This window comes from Candidatus Leptofilum sp., from assembly GCF_965223285.1.
Taxonomy (GTDB): Bacteria; Chloroflexota; Anaerolineae; order Promineifilales; family Promineifilaceae; genus Leptofilum.
Genome location: NZ_OZ244997.1, coordinates 4,404,009 through 4,423,173 on the forward strand (window position 1 = coordinate 4,404,009; position 19,165 = coordinate 4,423,173).

A 19,165-nucleotide genomic window follows, 5' to 3' on the forward strand; every position below is an offset into this window, starting at 1 on the left:
ATAGCCCATTTTTATTTTCCACCACCGGGCCGATTGGTAGCAAACCAGATAAGCATCATGATGACAAAGCCGCCAAAAAAGCCGACACCAACACCTACACCGGTGATTAACATGCGTACCACTTCGCCAGAGGTGAGGAGCGAAAACCCAATTGCCAAAAGGCCAACCCCGCCTAAACCGCCAGAGATGAGTAACATACAGCCTGGCAGGCGTTCAGTTTCTTCGGTTGTGTTGCCGCGCTGGCGCACAATGAGATATTCCACGACGGCACCAATAACGGAACTAACCAGGCCTATGGCCAAGCCTATTAAAAATGCTTGTAAATTCATACTTGTTGTAACCCTCCACAGTTTTTAGGTGTTTTTTCCTTGCCATTTGCAGGTACAGGCATGGGTTTGGTAGCTGGCAGCAGTTGGCGTCGGCGGAGTGCTTTTTGGAACAATGGCTCAATCTGCTTTTGAATGTGTACGTTAGCATAACCAACCCATCCGACATTTGTGCTTACGTCTAGGGGGTGGTTGAGCGGCTGCCCAGACGCATCGGTAATGATAACACCTAATTCCTCGGCAATGAGTGCCGTGCAAATGTCGTATGGGTGGCAGCAGATGCCCAAGGCCCTGTTTTGTTGAGCAAGCAGTGGTTCCAGATACGGCCGTATATCTGCTACAAACCGGTCTTTCCCAGCCATTAGCTCGTACAGTTGGCCACCGGTGCAAATATATTGGTCTTCAAAGCAGTGGGCCTTGCCAGGTTGAACCGGCCCCAATGCACCCAGCACAATTTCTTCATCAATGGCTGCTAGCTCAGCCCGAGCACCAGGGAAGAAGCGAGCGATCATAGCAAAGCCGTGGGCGATGGTGGTGGCACGAGACGGCCGTACCTGAATCGGTGTTTCTTGCCCTGTGAGCCGATTGTAGCGCACCGCCGCCACGCCCTGCCCCTGTACTGCCCATACAGAATCTGCCAAATGTTGCTTTACCAGCGGAATTTCCGTCTGTACGGCCAGCTCAATATCTTGCAGATTGGTGTGTGGGCCGCGGTTGGGGGCAACCGCCGTTAAAATCCAGCCGCTTCGTTTTTGGTACATTAACCCCCGCGTGCCGTCAATGGGGTCTACGATAATGCGCCAGACGGCCGTTTCTGCTGCGGCTCCTTCTGGCAAAACCACCTGCCCACCGGGTAAGCCTTCGGCAATAAGCACAATGGGTATTTTGTTAGCTACTTCGCGCTCAAAGAAATCGATGAGCAGTTCCTCACTCACTCGATCCACCGCATAAATGGTGTCTCCTTCAGCTTCCCTTACCACCGCAGATAAACTTTCCAGGGAGGCTTGTTCACACGCTGTGACAACGGCCGTTTGAATGTGAGCGTGAAGCTTTCGGATGGGTTCAAGCAGGGGATGAGTGAGTGACATCAGGGCAAACGAGCGTTATCCAGTTGGTGTAAGGCACTTTCTAGCTGCTGCTTACGTGATTCAGTCTCGTCGAAGAGCAGCGCATTGCTCACGGCAATGGCAATGGCAGCAGCGATGGCACGGGCGCGTTCCAAATCGGCTTCATCAAAGTCACCGTCAATCTTGTTTAGTAACTGCATTGCCCCCACCACTTTGCCCCGGAATATGAGCGGCACGCACAGCAGCGAGTGCGTATTAAAGCCCGTCTTCTCATCTGCTTCATGGTAATGTCGCTCATCATTAAACACATCGTTGGTATAGATGGGCTGACCGCTGCAAACGACCTGCCCCACGATGCCCTGATCAATATTTAGCTCGATTTTGCTGAGTTCTTCAACGGCCGTTCCCACATTGGTAAGCACGCGCAGGGTTTGGGTCGATTCATCCAGCAGCCACAAGGAAGAAGCCTCAATGTTCCAACTATCATGAACCTGCTTAATGGTTAGCCGAATGACTTCCTGCAAATCGAGAGAGGATGTAATGGTTTGGGTGATGTGAATGAGCGTGTTTAGCTCTTCCAGGCGGGCTGCTAATGCCTGGTCGGTAGCCTGGAATACACGGGCATTTTCCAGAGAAATCGCTGCGTAATCAGCTAAAAAAGAGAGGAGAAATTCATCTTGCTTGCTAAAGGCGCGGTAAGCAGAGCGGTTGCTCACCCCCAACACGCCGAGCGAAATGCCCCGCAGTTGTAGCGGCACATACAGCACCGCATGGGCAAAGTAGCCACTTTTTACCTTCATGCCCTGCCCGCTCATAGAAGCCTGGCGCAACGGCCGTCCAGTTTGCATCACTTCCCCCGCAGGGGAATCAGCCAACGGTAGAATGGGTGCTTCGACATCAGGGCGTTGTGAAGTTTGAAGGTCGTACGGCCGTAAATGTTTCCCCTCATCATCAGGCAACCAAATGGTGCTCTCTTCCGCATTGGTGAGGTAAGTAGCTGCTTCTAAGACGCGCTGGAGTACCTCATCCACGCTCAATAACGTTGTCAATGCTTTGCCAATGTTTGACAGCGTGCGCATTTCGTTATTCTGGCGGCTCATTTCCACCTTGAGCAACCGAATTTGCTCTGCCAGTTTTGCTTTGTCATGCAGCAAGCGGATTTCTACCAGAGCCCGATCAATTGTCTCTACAATCTCATCAACCGTAAACGGCTTGATCAAATAATCTTTGGCCCCCAGCCGAAACGCTTCAATAGCACTAAGTTCAGAACCATAGCCGGTCATCAACACAACGGGAGTCCGCAGGGATTCCTGTGCCATCTGCTGGAGTACGTCTAACCCAGTCATCTGGGGTAGATTAAAGTCCAGCATTACCAAGTCTGGCTCTTTGTCACGGATGATTTCCAGGCCCGTTTTGCCATCGTAAGCGTGCATGGTGTGATACCCAAAATTGGGCAGGACCGTTTCGGTTAGATGTTTCACGATTTCTCGACTGTCGTCGATTATGAGAATGAACTCACCGCTCATAAAATTATCTTCTTGTAGATATTCAGAGATACGGCCGTTTCTCTCCACCCCCGAGAGTTCTTGCCAAATAGCTTCACCCATCTGTAAATTAGCAATGATCCTAGGGCAAAAAACTTACACACGTTATTAAGTGAATTGCCGTGAACTCTTTCATTACATAATTAATTGGGCAGATACGATACGACGGCACCAGCACAGCGATGATCCAAATGGATGCTGCGCACAATCCCGCAACAAACTTTTGGTCCATTTTCCTCTTACTCTTTGCACATTGCGGCGATTATAGCATACCCCAGCTTCCACTCACCAAAATGGAGGCTTGTTACCTGCAACAAAGAGTAAAAATTTACATTTTTAACTTTACGTAAAGCAAAGAACGTGTTATAGTTAGCCAGGAATTGGTTATGTTAATGTAAACAAGGTGATTGGACGCAAAATTGCCAACCACCATTCCCTCATTTGGGTTCCTCAAATGAGAACATCGTCACGTTAGTGGAGGTATGAGATGGTTTCCCAGCGTCGCTTACTAAATTTAATAACAATGCTCATTTTGCTCATGTTAATTGCGGTTGCCTGCGAACGGCCGCTTGGCGGTACAGAAGACCCCGGTGACGGTGATCAGGCTGGCGAAGTAACCGATGTCAACCAGGGCGGTGGCACCGATGGCGACACCACGGCACCAGCCGATGATGCCAGCAATTCTGGTGAAGTCGCACAAGGCGATAACACCGCAGAAGAGAGTGGCGGCGAAGAAAATGCTGACAATACTGCGGGCGAAACCGGGGACGAAGCCCCTGCTGACGACGAAGAAGCGGGTGGCAGCGCAGGCGATGCTTCTGGCGGTGAGCAAGCTGGCGATGCCGCAGAGGGTGAAGAAAACCCAGCAGAAGACAATGCAGATGATAGCAATGCCGACGATGGCAATACGGCCGAAGACGGCAACAATTCAGACGCGAACGAAGACGATAATACAGATGCTGGTGCCGACAATGATGCCGATAACAATCAGGACAACGCAGATGATACGATTCCAGCCACCCACACGGTAGCAGCTGGCGAAAACCTGTATCGCATTGGCCTCAAATATGGTATTTCCTGGGTTGCCATTGCCAACGAAAACAATTTGGCAAATCCAAATGTGCTAACCGTTGGCCAAGTGCTCAAACTCCCCGGCGCATCCGAGCCAGACCCAGGCCCGACACCAACGCCGTCCCCTCAAACAGAAACGACTTACATTGTGCAGCCTGGCGACAACCTGTTCCGTATTGGTCTGAAGTTTGGCATTAGCTGGGTGCAAATTGCCGAGGCAAATGGGCTGGTCAATCCGAACTTGATTAAGGCTGGGGATGAGCTAAAAATTCCCGTTGATGCCCCTGGCCCGGCGCCGGCATTCTCGCATGTAGTGAAGCAGGGCGAAACGCTGTTCCTCATTTCGCTGCAATATGGTGTGGCCTGGCCAACCATTGCCGAAGCAAATGATTTAACCTCCCCCTATGTTATTTACGTTGGGCAAACGTTGGAGATTCCTGGCAGCCAGTAAGCCTAAGAAATCCATTTAGAAATAAAAAAAGCGATCTCACGCGAGATCGCTTTTTTTGATCCTGTGCGTAACAGGTCACGCTTTTTGTTTGGCAGAAAGTGGTTTGGCCTCGGCCAACGCTTGCAACAGTTCCTGAATGCGCACGGGCTTACTGATGTAGTTATCCATTCCGGCGGCTAAATATTTTTCTCGATCACCGATCAGGGCGTTGGCTGTCATGGCAATAACGTCTGGCTGCTGTTCTGGGGGCCAGATGTCACGGATTTGCTCGGTGGCTTCGACCCCGTCCATATGGGGCATTTGCACATCCATCAAAACAACATCGTACGGTTGGCGTTGCAAGGATTCTAATACTTCCAATCCGTCTCCAGCCAGGTCGGCACGATACCCCATTCTTTCCAGAATGCGCAAGGCGACTTTTTGATTTACCAGATTATCTTCAGCCAGCAGGATGCGGAGAGGATGTTTCTGGCTCATTCCTGGATCGATTTTGAGCTTTTCTTTGGGGCGTCTGGACTGTACGGCCGTATCAGAAAAGACGTTTAGTAATGTGTCGAATAATAACTTTTGCTTAATTGGCTTCGTAAGGAAGGCGGCAAAATAATCTGACTCCTTAAAATCCTCCCGATCCCCAATGGAACTGAGCATAACCAGTGGCAGGGACGTTTCATCCCGCAGTTTGCGAACCTCTTCAGCCAACATAATGCCGTCCATCTCTGGCATTTGCATGTCCAGGATGGCCAGATCGAAGGGCGTACCCTGGCGGAGCAACGCCAAAGCTGCGGCACCAGATTGCACAGCCTGGGGGTGCATTCCCCAAAGCTCTGCCTGTTTCACCATAATTTTGCAGTTGGTTTTGTTATCATCAACAATGAGCAAATTTTTGCCTTCAAGCTGCGGCAATGTTTTTTGCATGTACACGCGTCGCTTAGAGGCAACGGGGCTGGTGGAAATTGTGAAGTGGAAGATAGAGCCTACCTCATATTTACTTTCTACCCAGATGCGTCCTCCCATCATTTCTACCAATTGCTTGCTAATGGCCAAGCCTAAGCCTGTGCCGCCATACTCTCGGGTGGTGGAAGCATCGACTTGGCTGAATGATTTAAATAATCGACTTAATTTTTCGGGGAGGATGCCGATGCCCGTATCTTGAACGGAAAATTGTAGGCTAATTGCTTTGCTAGAGGAGTCTGTGACTGTCTCATTGTAACGAGAAACGGTGAGCACGATCTCGCCAATTTTAGTGAATTTGATGGCGTTGTTTAGCAGGTTCACCAAAATTTGGCGCACTCTGGTGACATCGCCAGAAATGTCATTCGGCACGTTATCTTCAATGACGTAGGCTAGTTCCAAGCCTTTTTCTGACGCTTTGGCAACCACAACGTCCAATGCTTCTTCAACACAATCACCCACGGCAAACGGCCGTTCCTCCAATTCCAGCTTCCCCGCTTCAATCTTGGAGAAGTCGAGAATGTCGTTGATCAACGCTAATAAAACTTCGCCACTGCTGCGAATGGTTTGGGCAAAATCCTGCTGCTCGTCCGTCAGGTCGGAATCGAGCATGAGGCTGGTCATGCCAATGACGGCGTTGAGGGGGGTGCGAATTTCATGGCTCATATTGGCCAAGAATTCCGATTTTAGACGAGACGCTTCAATGGCCTCGTCGCGGGCAGCCGCTAGCGCATTTTTAATCTTAACTTGGGCAGATTGATCGGTGACCACACAAATGGAGCCTTCATCCTCGAACCGTTTGCCACGGGAAACGGCCGTTATTAACACATTAATGTGGCTGCCATCCGCATGAACAAACTCCGTCTCACGGCTCATTCGCCCCGCCAGATACTCTTCTTTAGTCGGGAACAGCATCTGCCGCTGCTCATCTGTTTGCACCAGAGCAAAAAGTGATTGACCGACGAGACTTTTTTCAGGGCTACCAACCAGACGAGCCAGGGCATCGTTACAATACTCAATAATTAAGCCTGCATTGACAACGGCAAGCCCCTGCTCCATATTGTCCATCACCTGATGCGCAAAATCTCGCTCCTTTTTCAACGCTATTTCAGCTTGTTTGCGTTCAGACACGTCTTCTTTGATGGCAATAAACTGGGTAATTTGGCCTACGTCATTTTTTACCGGGGTAATGGTCATGCGCTCATAATAGAACGTGCCGTCTTTGCGGCGGTTGATTAGCTCTTCACAGTGCCAAACCTTACCTGCCTTAATGTTCTGCCACAGATCGCGATAGAAAGCGTCGCCATTTTTGCCAGATTTTAGGATTCTTGGATTTTTCCCGATAACTTCTGCCGGTGTATACCCGGTGAGCTTGGTAAAGGCGGTATTTACCCAAAGGATAATTCCTTTCTCATCGGTTATGGTAATGGCGTTTGCGGCAGATTCCAGAGCTGTTGCCTGTAATTGCAGTTGCTTTTCGGCTTTTCGCTGCTCGGTAATATCGATAATGGAAACAATCACTTGCGAAAGGGTGTCTTCAAACCCTGGCGTGACAGACCAACGGACTGAGACAATGAGTTCTTTATCATCAAGGGTGCAATTAATTCCCTCCGCCTCAAAAGAGGTATCTCCTTGGCTAATGAGGATAAGCTCTTCTTTGAAGATGCCAAAGGCTTCGGGGCCAAAAACTTTGTCTAGATTTTCTAGTAGCTGTTCTTTGCTAGACGCTTTGTACAGTTCCAGCGTGGCTTGGTTGACATCTATAACTTTGACCAGGCTGATGCAATGAAACACGTCCTCGGGATGGGTCTCGAAATATGCTCTGAAATCTGTAACACCTTTGGCGTGTAGCTGGTTGATGAACAGCTTCACCTCTGAAAAATCCTCTTCCCACAGCGAGATAGGGGTCGCTTCAAACAATCCCCGGTATTTTCTGTTTTCAGTAGCTGTCTGTTGGGGAATGGCAACGGCCGTTTCTACACCGTTGCCATGACTTTTTTGAGAGTTTGCAACTGCCCCGTTGCCCACAACTTGCGCCATTACAACTTGCCCTTTGGTTGAACTAATAAAACCCTGCGCGCTCGATTACAATTAGACAGGTTTATTTTAAGGGGGCAGCCGGGCGGAATTCGATTCCTCATAAGTACCAGTGACTTGGTAAATGATAAGACATTATGCCTAAAGCGGCTGCAAAGTTAGATTGTAAGCGTGAATGTTGGGAGAATTTTAGTTGAGCCAAGCGAGCCTGGTTCACAAAATCAGGCTCGCTTGGCTCGTAGCAATTGCATAAGCGGGGTTTTAGTTTTGGCTAAATTGCTGTTGGCTGGTTGCGTCCTCTTCAGCCGCCCATTGCATCGTATATAAGTTGTAGTAACGACCTTTTTGGGACAACAGCTCCTGGTGCGTGCCTTGCTCTACAATACGGCCGTCATCCAACACCACAATCTGGTCGGCCCCCACAATGGTACTTAGTCGGTGGGCAATCACGAAGCTGGTGCGCCCTTCCATGAGCGTGTCTAACGCTTGCTGGATCACCTTTTCTGTGGTGGTGTCTACGCTGCTGGTGGCTTCATCCAAAATCAGGATGCGCGGGTCGGCCAGCAAGGCACGGGCAAAGGAGATGATTTGTCGCTGTCCCACGCTCAGGTTCACACCATTTTCGCCCACTTCCGTTTGGTAACCTTCAGGCATATTGCGAATAAAGGCATCGGCACCCACGGCCGTTGCGGCCGCAATCACTTCCTCATCGGTGGCATCGAGACGGCCGTAGCGAATATTGTCCTCAATCGTCCCCGTAAACAGAAACGTATCCTGCAACACAATGCCCAACTGAGAGCGCAAGCTGGCCTGCGACACTTGGCGCACCTCATGCCCGTCAATTGTCAGCGAACCGCCCGTGATGTCGAAAAAGCGGGCAACAAGCCGGATGATGGTACTCTTACCTGCGCCCGTCTCGCCAACCAGTGCAATGCGCTGCCCAGGCTCCGCGTGCAGCGTAATGCCGTTAAGCACCGGCACGCCATCCTGATAGCTAAAGGTCACGTCCTGGAAGGCCACATGCCCCTGCACAGGTGGCAGTTCAGTAGCGTTTGGTGCATCCAGCAAATCTGGCTGGGTGTCTAGCAAGTTGAAGACGCGCTCGCTGGCAGCCATCGTTGCCTGGAAGGTATTGTACCGCTGTGCCAGCTCCCGAATCGGGTTAAAGAAGCGGTCGATGTACAGGACAAAGGCAACCAGCGTTCCGGTGGTGAGGGCATCGCCCAGCACCAGCCAGCCGCCGACCCCCACCACCAAAGCCGTGGCCAAAGAACCCATAAAATCGACACCAGGGAAGAAGATGGCCGTGAGCCGACTGGCAGCTACGTTGGCATTGAAGTAAGAGTAGTTGAGGTCATCAAAATGCTGGCTGTTTTTTGCTTCGCGGATAAAACTTTTAGTCACGCGAATGCCAGAAATAGATTCGTTGAGATAGCCGTTGATAAGCGCCAGACGCTGCCGCGTGGCGCGATAGGCTCCGCGAACCCGCACTCGCCAATAGTTGGTTAAAATAATCATCAGCGGCAATACAGCAAAGGTAACCAGTGCCAGCCGCCAGTTCAGCACCAGCATGGCAATGATAATGCCCGTCAGTGTGAAAAAGGAGCGGAACAGGCCGGTAATGGACCAGGTAATAAAATCTTGCAGCACGCCTACATCGCTAATGAGGCGGCTCATCAGGCGACCGACGCTGTAGTTGTTGTGGAAGTTGAGCGAGAGCGTATGCAGGTGCCGAAACAGCTCGCTGCGGTAATCGGCCACCACTTTGGTGCCCACATAAGCCATAATGGCAATGCGGAAGCGGTTGGTGATCCACTCACCGACGGCCGCAGCAATAAACAGGCCTGTCCATAAACGCAAAGTGTCAAACTCGCTGGCGCGAATGCCATCATCAATGGCGCGGCCAACGATGGTGGGCTGGGCGACGGCTAGTAGGGAACTGGCTATCATCGAAATGATGGCAACCACCAGGCGCGGCATGTACGGCCGCATATACCCCATCAGTCGCCGGACGAGACGGCCGTCGTATGCCTTGCCCAGCAGTTCGTCATCATCTTCTCGTAGCAGGGCGCGAATGCGCTCTTCGCGGTCTTGCCGCTCACGCTCTTCAATGCCCATGTTGGGATCAAATTGCTTTTCGCGGGAACGGCCGTTGCTGCGGCCGTTTTGCTGCTGCTTTTGTTGGTTACTCATGATGCACGACCTCCCATTTCTGCTTCCAAGGCCACAAACGCTTCCTGATCCTTTAGCTGCAAATCGTAAATTTCGCGGTACAGTCCTGCCTCTGCCAATAGTTGCTCATGGGTGCCGCGCTCAACGATACGGCCGTTGTCCAACACCAAAATCATGTCCGCATTTTTCAGCGTTAGCAGCCGCTGAGCAATCACAAATGTCGTGCGCCCTTCCATCAGCACTGCCAATGCTTCCTGGATGAGATGCTCTGTTTCGGTGTCTACGCTGCTGGTGGAATCGTCCAAAATCAGGATGCGCGGGTCTGTTAGCAAGGCGCGGGCAATGGCTACCCGCTGCTTTTGTCCGCCACTGAGCGTTACACCCCGTTCACCCACGCGGGTGTCGTAGCCATCTGGCATTTCGGTTACAAACCTGTGGACGCGGGCCGCTTTGGCGGCAGCAATAATTTCATCCAAGGTGGCATCGGGACGGCCGTAGGCAATATTCTCGGCCACCGTTTGACTAAACAAAAACGGGTCTTGCAGCACAATGCCAATTTGCCGCCGCAGCGACTGCACTTGCACTGCGCGCACGTTTACTCCATCCACCAAAATTTTTCCCGCCGTGGGATCGTAAAAGCGGGGAATTAGATTGGTTACGGTTGATTTGCCAGAGCCAGTGGGGCCAATCAGGGCAATTGTTTGGCCAGGCTCTGCATGAAAAGAGATGTCAGCCAAAATTTGACGATCTTCCCGGTAGGCAAAGTCAACACCCTCAAAGGTTACAGAGCCTTCTGCCCGTTCTAGCCAGATAGCATCTGCCTGTTCCTGAATCTCGCTAGGCGTGTCAATGATGTCGAACACGCGCTTGGCACTGGCTCCCGCCGTTGCTGCCAGATTCACCAAAAAGCCCAGCCGCTGAACTGGTGCACTTAACATAAGGATGTAAGAAATCAGTGCAAACAAAGTGCCAATCGTGATCTCCCCATCTAAAGCCCGTGGGCCGCCAAACCACAGCAGCAAAAAGATGGACGCTGCCACCAAGAAAGTGAACAGTGGCCAATTGTCTGCCCAGGTTTTAATGAGTCCGTAGCGACGGTCGAACCATTCATCATTTTCGTGATCAAACTTAGCCAATTCGTGCGGCTCCTGAGCAAAGGCTTTCACCACCTTAATGCCGGTCATGCTTTCCTGCATGGTGGAAGAAAGCACGCCCATTTGCTCTTGAATCAGTTTAAACATTGGCCGAACTGTGTTGCCAAAGCGAATGGTGGCGTAAATGAGCAGCGGAATGGGGATAAGCCCCAACAGTGAAAGCTGAACGGATTCCCATAACATCACCACAATCACACCCACCAAAAGCAGGGTAGTAGAAATTAGACCCATCAGCCCAATGCCCACAAATCGCTCAGTTTCGGTAATGTCGCTGGTGGCGCGGCTCATCAAATCGCCCGTTAAGGTGCGATCATGAAAGCTAAAGGGCAATGCCTGAACGCTGTTGTAAAAGTGGTTCCGTAAATCGTAAGAGACGCGGTGCGTTAGCCATTCACCGAAAAATAGCTGGCCAAACCCGGCCAGACCGCGCACCACAGCAATGCCCAAAATGATGCCTCCAGCCACAAACAAGGCGCGTGGCTCACCTGCCGCCAACCCGTTATCAATGGCATCCTTAATAATTTGAGGCACAAACAGGTTTAGCAGGGTAGCAAATAACATTGAAAGATAAGCGAGGATTAGCTGGGTTCGGTATGGCTTCAAGTATCCCAGCAATCGTCGATAGACGGCATCTTCTTTCATGAAGTGTGTCCTCCAACAGATGGCAAGTGGGGAAACGGCCGTTTCTTCACCTGCAAAATTTCAGACCTCAAACAAAGTTTGTGTGTTCCCGTTCTTTTGTTTTTGAGGCCTGCGTGTTCGTAAAGACTATTAGACAATCATCTAACAGAACAAATCAGTTTATACCAAACCTGCCACAGATGTCCACCATTGGCATCAAATGCCCCTTAATTGCCACTGAGCCAATGATCTCCTAAAAAATCAGAGCCAAACCGCACAAATTTGGTGACAAATGCAAAAAAACGCACGATTTTGACAAATTATCGAACAATTTTGACGAAAAACCAAAAATATTGTTGACAACACCAAAATTTTTGTGTATATTGCCCACATCGTTTAATTTTTTGCAAACTCAACACAAATTCGATTGCTTTAAACAGTCGAATTTGCCAAGAAGGAACATATTCATGCGGAAATTGCTAGAAACCTGCCCAGCCTGTGCTGGCGAGCTGGTTGTGACCCAACAAACCTGCCGTAGCTGTGGCACGATGGTTGTAGGGGAATTTACCCCCAACATTTTTTCCAAACTCTCCCCAGAGAATCTCCACTTTTTAGAACTGTTTGTCAAAAACAAGGGCAATGTAAAGGAGATGGAGCGAGAGATTGGCATGTCTTACTGGACCATCCGCAACCGCCTGAATGAAATTGTAGAAGCACTCGGCTTTGAAAACAAGGACGTGGAGCCAGCCGTGGCCGAAGAAACTTTGCGTCACAGTCGGCAGGAAATTTTGGCCCGCGTAGACAGCGGCGAAATTGATGTGAATGAAGCCGCCAAGCTGCTGAAAGCACTCAAACCGACATCGTAGATTGATCCAATCCAGTTAGAAAATACAGATTTGCGGCTACGGCCGTACAGTTCAGGGCGATTCGTCAGGTTGCCCCCTGCTAAACCAAAAGAATAAGGAGAATCCCATGAAAGAAGAACGTGCCCACATTTTAGAGATGCTGAAAAACGGCAAAATTACGGTGGATGAGGCTGATTTATTACTGGAGGCTGTGGCCGAAACGGCCGTTGCTACCTCAACCCCCACCCCTCTCGTTCCATCAATTCCGCCGGTACCGCCCAAACCTGCTAAAGCTGGACCCAAGCTCACTGCAGAACAAATCCTGCAGCTTAACCGTGAAGGTGCCGATCCAGATTTCATACGCGCCGTGCGCGAGCTGCAAGATAGTCCATTGTCCGGCGACCAGATCGTCCATATGGCACTGGAAGGCGTTGACCCAGACTTCATAAAAACCGTAGCCCAGCTAGAAGATTTACCCCTAACTGGCGACCAGATTGTGCAAATGGGGATTGAAGGGGTGGATACGGACTTTTTAACGGCCGTTGACAACCTGCAAATACCCACCCTCACCGGAGACCACATCGTGCTAATGGGCATTGAAGGTGTTGCCAAAGAGTTTATTCAAAAAATGAAAGATGCGGAATTCTTAGAAGAACTCGATGGCGACGCCTTTGTCCAGATGGCCATTGAAGGTGTTGATGATGAATTACTCAAAGAAACAATTCAACTGCTTTAGTAAGTAATAGCGGCTAGTTAATAGTGGCGAGTCACTTTTACCAGCCACCAACCACTGTCCACTAGCGTAAGGAGACAAAAATGAACGAAGAACGCAAAATGATCTTAACCATGCTGGCCGAGGGTAAAATCTCCTCCGAAGAAGCAAATACGCTGCTGGAGGCATTGGCTACCAGCGAAGCCAAATCCGCCAAGCTGACACCACCTACCCCGCCGACACCACCCATGCCGACCAAGTTGGTCACGCCACCCGCCTTGAGCTACGAATGGGAGTGGGATGACCGCAGTCGAGGCCGTAACCGCCAGCGCATCACGCCCCAATTTGCTCAGGCAATGGCCCAGGTTGGTTTGAAAGATTTGACAGAAGACGAGCTGTGGGAGCTGCAAATTCACAACGTTCGCCCCGGCTACATCCGCCGCCTGCACGAGGCGGGTTTAACTGACCTGACGGTAGACGAAATTGTGCAAATGGCCATCCACAACGTACGGCCGAATCTCATCCAAGAAGTGCGCAGTTTAGGTCTAGACCATCTCGCCGCCGACGACGTGGTGCAGCTCGGCATCCACAACGTGCGGCCAGATTATTTGCGTCAGGTGCAGGCGTTGGGCCTGACGGATCTAACCGTAGACGACATCGTTCAGCTTAGCATTCACCGCGTGCGTCCAGAAATGATTCAGGAAATTCGTGAGCTGGGGTTGGATGATTTGAGTGTAGATGATGTGGTGCAGCTTGGCATTCACAACGTACGGCCGAATCTCGTTAGAGAAATTCGCAGCATGGGCCTAACCGATCTGACGATTGACCAAATTGTGCAGTTGGGTATCCACAACATTCGGCCAGAGCTTATCCACCAATTGCAAAGCAGTAATTTAGGGCCATTTGACCTAGATGCCATCATCAGCATGGGCATTCATCGCGTCTCGGCCGATTTCATCAAGCAGATGATCGCGTTGAGCCTGCCCGATTTAGACGCCGAGCAACTCGTCAATATGCGCATTCATGGTGTTGATGCCCATTATGCAGCCGCTATGGTCGGACTGAATCTGCCAGACCTGTCTGCTGAGACGCTGGTGACAATGCGCATTCACGGCGTGCGCCCGCAGTTTGCCGAGCGAATGCAGGCGGTGTTGGGCAAGTCGCTCACGGCCGATGATTTGATCTCTATGAAAATCCACGGCGTTTCTGCCAAATTTGCTGAGCGTATGAAAGCCAAAATGGGAGATTCGCTGACGGCCGATGATTTAGTGGAAATGATGATTCGCGGCGTACCGGAAGAGGCTTGGTAATCGGTGGGTCGGTAATCAGTTGGGTTAGAAAACTGGTCACTGACCTACTGAACAGTGATTACTGTCAAAATTGTTTCATTTTTGTGTAGCTTGAGCAGCTGGGAGGTTTTGCTGCTCTCATCCAGGGGGAGGCGACCGTTTCCCAACTTTAGCAATCGCTGTGTGGTCAGTAAATAAATGGGAGTGTCTTCAAGATTGGGGACGGCAGCAATGAGGTCGCTGCGCCGCGCAATCACAGATTTACCTTTGTCATTTGCTTTTTCAGGAGCGTGCAACCATTCTGCCAAAAGCTGACGGCCGTAGCCATCAGATGTGATGAGCAGGATGAGCGTTTTAGGTTGAGCGAGAACGGCCGTTTCCACCCTGTCCCCCTTGGCCACGTTCATCAGTTGGCTGCCGGAACCGCGCAAGTTGCCCACCCGGGTACGCAAGGCCTTGCCACTGCGGGTAAACAGGAGCAACTCCTCGTTTCCCTCAGACCCATTAGCAAAAATTGGCACGCCGGGCAGCGGTTGGTCAAACATCAATGGCACGGGGGCTTCGATGCTTTCAATCATGACACGGGTGGGATACGGCCGTGCCAAACCCGCGGAGGTCACCAACAGCAGCTTCTCTTGCTGCTTAATCTCTCGCCAGCGCGCCACGGTACTTACCACTTCTCGTTTTTCCAGTCGAAACACCTGGTTGAGCGTGACCTTTGCCACCTGATACTCTGCCAATTGGCGTGGCGTAAGCAGCAAAAAGCGAAATTTGGAAGTGAGAATTAGCAGAGGCTCGTCCCAAGCGGCCGTGATGGCGCACTGAGCATTGTCTGGGAGTGCCAGTTCTGCAAGAGAAAAATCCGCAGATTTCCGCAGACTTTTTTCTCCTCTTTCCTTTCTGTGTCCTCTGTGGCTAAAAATATTTGGTAGAGGAACGGCCGTAACCACCTTGCCCTCGCCCAGCACCACCAAAGCGTGATCCGATTGGGTGGCTTCTGCTTCTATAATGCCTTCCTGCACCTGAATGCGCCGCCGCAATATCTCGATGTTAGCCGGGCTAACTCGTGGCCGACTCGATTCAACTGGTTCGGCTGGGGCAAAGTCGCTTGCAATGTATGCCCTGGCAGTTTCCGTGCCTGCCGCCACGCCTTGCGCAAAAATGCCCAAGCCTGCCGTCACGCTGCTGAAGGTATTTACGCGCCGCACCTTATCAGGGCCAAACTTGCGTTGCAGCATCTCGTCAAAGGCAGGTACCTGGCTGGAACCACCGGTGCGAATCACGGCGTCGATTCGGGCTGGCTTGAGGCCAGAGGCGGCCATCGTTTCCTCAATGTGGGCATCAATCGCCTGGATTTCTGCCCGGATGATCGTCTCAAACTCCGTGCGTGTGACAAATTCCTGCACCTTGAAGCCGGGACCCTCAAGGGTAATGGTAGCCCCCCGCTTTTCTGACAGCGTCCGCTTGGCCTGTTCTACAATGTCAAACATTTGCAGGCCGTAGTTGCTGGAGACCAAGCTCCCCAAGGCTTCAATCTGGTAACGACGCTGGGCGGTTTGGGCAATGTCGCGCAGCATGGTTTTGTTTTCGGCCGTTTGCAGCTCCAAGATTGTTTGCCAGCTAGAAAACGAGTCGTAAATCCAGCTAGGAATGGTCAGTGCTTTGTGGCGGGGGCCAAAATAGCTGCCTTCGCCAAAGTGTCGCGGCAGCTTGGCCCGCACCAGTTTCTGGTCGAACACATCACCGGCCACCGGGATACCGCCCGTGGCCAGCACGCGCTGGCTGACGCGCTCGCCCAGCCGCATCACCGTCAGGTCTAGCGTACCGCCACCAAAGTCGAAAACCAGTACGTTTTGCGGTGCCTTGATACTGGCTTCGTAGCTGTAGGCAGCGGCGATGGGCTCTTTTTGCAGGTAGACGGTTTGGTAGCCTGCCTGGAACGCCGCTTGCAGCAGCCGCGCCTGCGCCAGCCGATCTTTTTCCGGGTCGGTGGCAAAGCGAACGGGGCGGCCCAGCACGACTTGGTTGAGCGGCCGTCCCAAATGCTGCTCAGCGCGGGTTTTGGTGATATTGAGGTAGAGACCGATTAAATTTTCCAGTGAATAATAATGCTGGCCGATGACGGTGCCGGGGTAGTCACTGTCGCGCAGGCTTGTTTTAATTGAGAGAAGCAGTCGCCCCGGCGAGAAAACGTCCACGTAGACAAACACGTCGGTGACGTAATGCATATCTGCCCCGCGAATTTCAATTTCGCCAATCCACACTTTCTTGGTTTTGACGGGCCGCCCCACATTTTGTTCAAAATACCGATTGAGGGCGTCGCGGCCGATGTAAATTTGCTGCTCGTTGGTAATGTAGAGGGCGGTGCGGGCGACACGTGGGTTACTATTGGCTGGATCGAGCGGTATGATGTTCACGGAACGGCCGTCATACACGGCCATTCCCGAATTTGTGGTTCCAAAATCCATCCCCACAATCATGGTGTACCTCCGATTTTCTTATTTTGCGTGCTGATTGGTGCGTTGCGTCTGACCGAATGGTCGAGTCTAAACTGCGCCTGGCATTTCGTCAAATTTTGCTTTGACTCCTTGACCCAAAAAGTAACCCGCAGACCTGATAAGGGTCTGCGGGCACTTCTTGGTTTGTAAGATGGTGAATCCGCTTTATTTGGGTAGGATATTCTGGTTCACCCGGAAGAAGTTGGTGGGATCGTATTTACGCTTGATGGTAGCCAATCGCTCATAGTTTGCGCCATATGTTGCCTTGATGCGTGCTTGCCCTTCCTCCATCATGAAGTTGATGTATGCGCTTCCCGCCGAGTGCGAATGGATGGCTTGCCAATAGTCGCGCCCCCACTGCTTGAGCGCGTCGGCTTTGGTGGGATTATCGCTGATGCCAGCAATGACCATTGACCATGTAACATCCCGCTGATGCCACGCGGTTGCCGCTGCTTCCACCTCATGCACGGCTCCATCAATGGGATACAGGTGCATGATCGACTGGTCGGTGGGGAAGTTTTGAGCGAACTGTACGTGTAAATCAATCGCTTCATCGGGCAGTTCGTTGATGAAATCACCTTTCCAATACCATTGCAACCCAGCAGGCAGCAGCGGATCAAACATACTTTGCAGGTCAGGGAAGGGCATCATCGTCATGCCATCCATAATCGGTTCGGGCAGGGCGTCGCGCAACGGCCGTAACAACTTTTCCCCCTCCTCTGCCGTGCCTGTGTAGCAAGAGATGAGGGCGCAAATCTTCTCACCCCAAATCTCTCGCGGAAACGGGTCAACAGACGGCACAACCTTCAGACCAAAAAAGGTGCATAATTCATGCGGCGCAGTGCCAATAAAGGTGCGGTACGCGCGCATAATTGCGGGTGAATCGGCCAACCGCCAAAAAATGGGGCCGCCGTACACCGAGCTGACCGGATGTGCCTGAAATAGAAAGTTGGTGACAATGCCAAAGTTGCCGCCGCCGCCGCGCAGTGCCCAAAAAAGATCGCTGTTTTCGCTTTCGCTGGCGGTTACCATGCGGCCATCTGCCAGCACCACTTGCGCTTCTAACAAATTGTCAATGGTCAAACCATATTTGCGAGTCAGGTAGCCGTGTCCACCCCCCAACGTCAGTCCGGCCACACCGGTGGAGGCGACGATACCTAGCGGCACGGCTAGCCCGTGGGCATGGGTTGCTTTGTCTATATCCCCGCTGGCGCAGCCTGCCCCGACGCGCACTGTCTGGTTGTCTGGACACACTTCCACCTGGTTGAGCCGCGACAGGTCTATTATCAGGCCATCATCGCAGCTACCCAGCCCCGCGCCGTTGTGCCCGCCGCCACGTACAGCCACGAGCAGGCTGTGCTTCTGAGCAAATTTAACGGCCATTACCACATCCGCCACGTTGGCACAGTACGCAATGAGAAGCGGCCGTTTATCAATCATCCCATTGTAAAGCTGCCGCGCCTCTTCAAACGCTTCATCGTCTCGGGTAACCAAATAGCCGTGCAGTGCCTGGCGAAACTGTTCGGCTGCCGACGACGACAGCACGTTATCTTTAATGTTCATTATTGGATTCATTTTTTGCTCCTTTTGGAAAAAAGGGGTGCGGCTGGCGCAGAAGCAAACTTCTTTTGGAGGATAAAATCTCCGGAAGTTTGCTTTTGCATATTTATTTCGCAACGCATCGGCTGTCTGCCAAAATTTGTTGGGCGAAACATTAGGCACCCTTAACCTAAATTATTGGATTTTGATCGTTACGGCTGAAAGACAGCAAATTGCAAATCTTCACATTGATTTGGACCAGGTGTACCGTCATCATAAGCAGGGTGTCCGGGGACGATCATTTCATCATCCCGACAGCCGCCACGGAAGGTGCTAATCATGTCGTCTTTTAGCTCCAGAATAACGGGGCCGTGTGAATGGACGATCACATGTACTTCGGCCGAGATGGGATTGATTAAGCCATTGCCAAACCATTCTTGAGTGGTGTGGCCAGACCCCAGGTTGGCGGTGAAGCGCACCTGGCCATTTCTGTTCACCACCCCACCCGTTGCGTAACTGATTTCCGGGGCAACACCAGGATTTTCCAGGTCAACCAGGCCACATTCGGTGTCGGGGTAGCCAGCACACTGTTCCGGGTTGTTAAAGATGATCCACCAGATGGTAACGGCCGTATTTGGTTCTAAATCATTTGTTTTTAGGCCTAGCTGCAAACCATCCTCATTGCGACGCAGCTTTGCCTGGGCACCTGTGATTTGTTCGCCATGGGTGGGGAATGGGTCAAACGCAAATACATCGGCGACTTGTGAGTTTTGTCCACGCGCCAGTGCTGGGATTGCAAACACAGCACCTACCAGGAGCATTACAGCCCCAATTACAAAATAAACTTTTTTCATGTTAAACCTCCGGGTTATTACCAGAACACGCTGT

Annotated in this window: 13 protein-coding genes; 4 read left to right on the forward strand and 9 right to left on the reverse strand. The window is 51.5% G+C overall.

All coding sequences use genetic code 11. The features are described from left to right. Window positions 1-11: 11 nt before the first annotated feature. The 3 genes from ACOQPU_RS19815 to ACOQPU_RS19825 are packed head-to-tail and all read right to left on the reverse strand — an operon-like array spanning window position 12 to window position 3,000. A complete protein-coding gene (locus ACOQPU_RS19815) occupies window positions 12-329 on the reverse strand; it encodes a hypothetical protein (RefSeq protein WP_420641569.1) in 318 nt (105 codons plus the stop codon). Then, complete coding sequence (locus tag ACOQPU_RS19820) at window positions 326-1,414, reverse strand: inositol monophosphatase (protein WP_420641570.1); 1,089 nt, start codon at window positions 1,412-1,414, stop codon at window positions 326-328. The genes ACOQPU_RS19815 and ACOQPU_RS19820 overlap by 4 nt, the downstream gene beginning before the upstream one ends. After that, entirely contained in the window at window positions 1,414-3,000 is a 1,587-nt protein-coding gene (locus ACOQPU_RS19825) for a GAF domain-containing protein (protein ID WP_420641571.1), read from the reverse strand. The genes ACOQPU_RS19820 and ACOQPU_RS19825 overlap by 1 nt, the downstream gene beginning before the upstream one ends. A gap of 424 nt (window positions 3,001-3,424) precedes the next feature. Between ACOQPU_RS19825 and ACOQPU_RS19830 the strand changes: the two genes are divergently transcribed. Further along, window positions 3,425-4,459 (forward strand): LysM peptidoglycan-binding domain-containing protein, encoded by a 1,035-nt coding sequence (locus ACOQPU_RS19830; protein WP_420641572.1) that lies wholly within the window; start codon window positions 3,425-3,427, stop codon window positions 4,457-4,459. A gap of 75 nt (window positions 4,460-4,534) precedes the next feature. Here the strand turns inward: ACOQPU_RS19830 and ACOQPU_RS19835 are convergent, their stop codons facing one another. From ACOQPU_RS19835 to ACOQPU_RS19845, 3 genes are all read right to left on the reverse strand, one after another. Further along, window positions 4,535-7,450, reverse strand: a complete 2,916-nt coding sequence (locus ACOQPU_RS19835) for a response regulator (protein ID WP_420641573.1) — start codon at window positions 7,448-7,450, stop codon at window positions 4,535-4,537. A gap of 258 nt (window positions 7,451-7,708) precedes the next feature. Next, a complete protein-coding gene (locus ACOQPU_RS19840; protein ID WP_420641574.1) occupies window positions 7,709-9,640 on the reverse strand; it encodes an ABC transporter ATP-binding protein in 1,932 nt (643 codons plus the stop codon). After that, on the reverse strand, window positions 9,637-11,415 hold the full coding sequence (locus ACOQPU_RS19845) for an ABC transporter ATP-binding protein (RefSeq protein ID WP_420641575.1): 1,779 nt from the start codon (window positions 11,413-11,415) through the stop codon (window positions 9,637-9,639). The genes ACOQPU_RS19840 and ACOQPU_RS19845 overlap by 4 nt, the downstream gene beginning before the upstream one ends. Before the next feature lie 446 nt (window positions 11,416-11,861). Between ACOQPU_RS19845 and ACOQPU_RS19850 the strand changes: the two genes are divergently transcribed. From ACOQPU_RS19850 to ACOQPU_RS19860, 3 genes are all read left to right on the forward strand, one after another. Further along, complete coding sequence (locus ACOQPU_RS19850) at window positions 11,862-12,260, forward strand: DUF2089 domain-containing protein (protein ID WP_420641576.1); 399 nt, start codon at window positions 11,862-11,864, stop codon at window positions 12,258-12,260. Window positions 12,261-12,366: 106 nt separating this feature from the next. Continuing rightward, window positions 12,367-12,975 carry an SHOCT-like domain-containing protein gene (locus tag ACOQPU_RS19855; RefSeq protein ID WP_420641577.1) on the forward strand — a complete coding sequence of 203 codons (609 nt, stop codon included), beginning with the start codon at window positions 12,367-12,369 and terminating at the stop codon, window positions 12,973-12,975. An 80-nt stretch (window positions 12,976-13,055) separates the two neighbouring features. After that, the gene (locus ACOQPU_RS19860) at window positions 13,056-14,261 is read left to right on the forward strand and encodes an SHOCT-like domain-containing protein (protein ID WP_420641578.1); all 1,206 of its coding nucleotides are present in this window, start codon (window positions 13,056-13,058) and stop codon (window positions 14,259-14,261) included. Window positions 14,262-14,305: 44 nt separating this feature from the next. Here the strand turns inward: ACOQPU_RS19860 and ACOQPU_RS19865 are convergent, their stop codons facing one another. The 3 genes from ACOQPU_RS19865 to ACOQPU_RS19875 form a co-directional block, all read right to left on the reverse strand. After that, entirely contained in the window at window positions 14,306-16,720 is a 2,415-nt protein-coding gene (locus ACOQPU_RS19865) for an Hsp70 family protein (RefSeq protein WP_420641579.1), read from the reverse strand. Between the two features lie 183 nt (window positions 16,721-16,903). Beyond that, the gene (locus ACOQPU_RS19870) at window positions 16,904-18,313 is read right to left on the reverse strand and encodes an FAD-binding oxidoreductase (protein WP_420641580.1); all 1,410 of its coding nucleotides are present in this window, start codon (window positions 18,311-18,313) and stop codon (window positions 16,904-16,906) included. A gap of 176 nt (window positions 18,314-18,489) precedes the next feature. After that, window positions 18,490-19,131 (reverse strand): hypothetical protein, encoded by a 642-nt coding sequence (locus ACOQPU_RS19875; protein ID WP_420641581.1) that lies wholly within the window; start codon window positions 19,129-19,131, stop codon window positions 18,490-18,492. Between the last annotated feature and the right edge of the window lie 34 nt (window positions 19,132-19,165).